We start from the raw sequence: 3304 nt of genomic DNA on the forward strand, positions 1-3304 counted from the left end.
GTCCTCGGCCCCGACCACCCCGACACCCTCGCCAGCAGAGGGAACCTCGCAGTCGCATACGTCAACGCCGGCCGCATGACCGAAGCCCTACCGTTGCTCGAGCGCACCCTCACCGATCGCGAACGCGTCCTCGGGCCGGACCACCCCGACACCCGAAACACCCGGGACAACCTAGCCGCTGCCCAGCAGTGGTCTGGTGAGTAACGACTCGCGCCCGGGCCGCATCCAATGACGACCGATTGCTCCGCTAGTCGAACGCCCCCTCCTTCGCTCCGCGTCAAGGTGAACAGGTTCGAGCCAGCGCGGTCCCTAGAGCCGCCGAGCTGTAGCGCTCGCGGTCGGCGCCTTCTTGGATGGTCCGCAAGGGTCCTACGCTGCAGGCTATGGCGTGGGGGGCGGACAGCCTGCAGGTCGGCCTGCAGTTGGGCGTGGTCTCGGTGTCCGGCACCTGGAGGCCGAAGGACGAGGAGCGGCGGGCGGCCTGGGAGCTCTACGTCGAGCTGGTCACGCGGATCGCGGTAGTGCCGCTCAAGCCCAGTCAGGGGCTGCTGCGGGAGGCGCTGACCAGCTTGTACTCGCTGTTCGGCATCACCCGGGACATCTTGCGTCGTTACGGCCCGGACATCGCCCGGCCCCGGCCGGAGGGTGAGTACAGCTTCGGGGAGCTGGCGGTGCTGGTACTCAACTACGAGCTGCGGCCGCTGCTGGCGCACTGGCATCCCATGCTGGACCTGTGGGAGGCGCAGCGCCCGACCACGCAGTCCCGGGCCGGGCACGAGGACGCGTGGGAACACGCCAACCGGCTGCGCGAGGAGCTGGAGCAGGCCCGGCAGCGCCTGGTCGGCTACGCCGACCTGCTCGCCGACGCCGCCGGCGTCCCCCCGCTGAGCGGCTATCCCACGCCCTAACCCCTGCGGTCGGTGTCTGACGGGGGACACGGAATGAACGAGGAGCGTGACACCGGTGGGGTGTTCGTGTCCTGGACGCGGGCGGACACCGACCGGCACCGCGCCCTCGGCCAGCTCGTGGCGCTGCTTCGGGCGGCCGGGGTGCCGGTGTGGATCGATGACGCCGGGATCGGCCCGTTCGACTCCATTCCCGACCGGGTGCGGGAAGGGCTGGCCGCCTCGAAGGTGGTGCTGGCCTGGTACTCGCAGGCGTATCCGACGCGGCGGGCGTGCCGGGAGGAGCTGACCCTGGCGCTGCTGGCCGCCGAGCGGGCCGGGCAGGGGCCGGAGCGGGTGTTGGTGGTCAACCCCGAAGTCACTCTCGACCACGTCATCGAGTCCCGGCTGCTGGACCGCCGGTTCGCCAGTCCGAACGACCTGGCCGACCTGCCGGCGCTGGCCGCGCGGATCGCCGAGCGCGTCGCCCAACACAGCACCCCGTTCGGTGCGCTGCCGGCGTCGGGGCGGCCGCGCTGGTATGGAGGTGCGGGTTGGGAGGGGGGCTCGACCCGGTTCGTTGGCCGGCTGGGGCAGCTGTGGGCGGTGCACGACCGGCTGCACCGCACGAGCGGGCTGGTCGGCCCCGGTGCCGCGGGCCGGTCGGTGGCGGTCGTGTCGGGGTTCGGGGGGATGGGCAAGTCGCTGCTGGCCGTCGAGTACGCCCACCTGTTCGCCGACTGCTACTCCGGCGGGGTGGTGTGGCTGTCGGCGGCGGGCAACGACCCCACCGGCGCCCCGCCCACGCCCGAGCAGACCCGCGCCGCCGCCGACACCGCCTTCGCCGAGCTGGCCTCTGACTTGGACCTGGACGTCGCGCACCTGGAGCCCGACCGGGTGCGGGAGCGGGTCAAGACCGAGCTGGACCGGCGGGGTAAGGCGGTGTTGTGGATCGCCGATGACCTGCCCACCGGCCTAGATGCGGCCGGGCTGGACGCCTGGCGCTGCCCCGCGGCGGTGGTGCACGAGATCGTCACGACCCGCGACCGGTCACACAGCCGCCTGGATGCGGTCGACCTCGACGTGCTCTCCGAGCCTGACGCCCTGGCCCTGCTCACCCAGGGCCGCCCGCTGCCCGACGAGGAGCGCGAGCAGGCGCGACTACTCGCGGAAGACCTCGGCTGGCATCCGCTGGCCTGCGACGTCGCCGGCCTTTACGTCGCCGGCGCCACCACCTTTGCCGCCTACCGGGAGCTCATCAATGGCAGCCTCGCCGAGTTCGATGAGCTGGCCAACAATCTGGCCGACCAGCTGCCCGGCGACCACGCCCGCCAGATCACCGCCACCCTGGCCACCAGCCTCCGCCGGCTCGGCGACGACGCCTGGAACCTGCTCCGCCTGGCCGGCCAACTCGCTCCCACCGCCATCCCCCGCCAACTCCTCACCGACGTTCTGGCCCGGCGCACCGGCAACGGACGGGACGTTGAACGCGCAGCCACCCGCGCCTTCCACGACCGGCACCAGGACGGGCTCTACCGCTACGACTCCGACTCGCAGACGGTTCTCGTTCACGTCCTCGTCCGCGCCGCCGCCATCCTCCTCGACCCCCACACCGCCGACCAAGCCCACATGCGCATCGCAGCCACGGCCGCCCTGCTCGACATCTTCGGCGACGCGGCCGACATCCGACGGCAGTCAGCTCTGGCGGGCGTGGCGCCTCATGCCCGTCAGCTGACCACGGGAGCCGGCGCGGATTCCGTCGCCCACGCCGTCGCTCGGCTCGGACTGCTCGGATTGCTCGCGCGCTACGACTACGTGGCCGGCCGTGTGACCGTCGCGGCCGAGGAATGGCAACGCCAACTCGCCATGCTCGAGCGGAGCTACGGCCCAGACCACCCGAACTCTCTGCTAGCCCGCAACAACCTCGCTACCGCCTACGGCGACGCTGGCAGGTTGCAGCTCGCCTTGCCGATGTACGAGCGCGTACTCCCTGATGCCGAGCGCGTCTTCGGTCGCGAGCACCTTCACACCCTGGGGATTCGGAGCAACCTCGCCAGCGCCTACCACGAAGCCGGCCGGTTCGCCGAGGCTCTTCCACTGCTCGAGCGCACGCTCGCCGACCGCGAATACATTCTCGGTCCCGACCACCCCGACACCCTCACCAGCCGCGGCAACCTCGCCAAGACCCTGCAAGCCACCGGCCTATTGCCAGAGGCGTTGCCGCTGTTCGAGCGCACGCTCGCCGACCGCGAGCGACTGCTCGGCCCCGACCACCCCGACACCCTGGCCAGCCGCGGCAACCTCGCCGCCGCCTACCGGGACGCCGGCCGGCTCGCCGAGGCCCTCCCACTGCTCGAGCGCACGCTCGCCGACCGTGAACGCATCCTCGGTCCCGACCACCCCGACACCCTCACCAGCCG

Annotated in this window: 3 protein-coding genes; all 3 read left to right on the forward strand. The window is 71.9% G+C overall.

Translation table 11 applies throughout. The annotated features are described in order from the left end of the window. The coding region (locus CHC04_RS23815) for a tetratricopeptide repeat protein (protein WP_176449772.1) at positions 1-204 on the forward strand (204 nt) is incomplete at its 5' end. A gap of 179 nt (positions 205-383) precedes the next feature. After that, on the forward strand, positions 384-908 hold the full coding sequence (locus tag CHC04_RS00175; protein WP_089401920.1) for a hypothetical protein: 525 nt from the start codon (positions 384-386) through the stop codon (positions 906-908). 33 nt (positions 909-941) lie between these two features. Further along, the coding region (locus CHC04_RS00180) for a tetratricopeptide repeat protein (RefSeq protein WP_217897113.1) at positions 942-3304 on the forward strand (2363 nt) is incomplete at its 3' end.

It is taken from the genome of Geodermatophilus saharensis (assembly GCF_900188205.1).
Lineage (GTDB): Bacteria > Actinomycetota > Actinomycetes > Mycobacteriales > Geodermatophilaceae > Geodermatophilus > Geodermatophilus saharensis.

Coding starts and splice junctions, on each gene's coding strand:
- CHC04_RS00175 (WP_089401920.1), top strand. CDS start 384: ATGGCGTGGGGGGCGGACAGCCTGCAGGTCGGCCTGCAGTTGGGCGTG.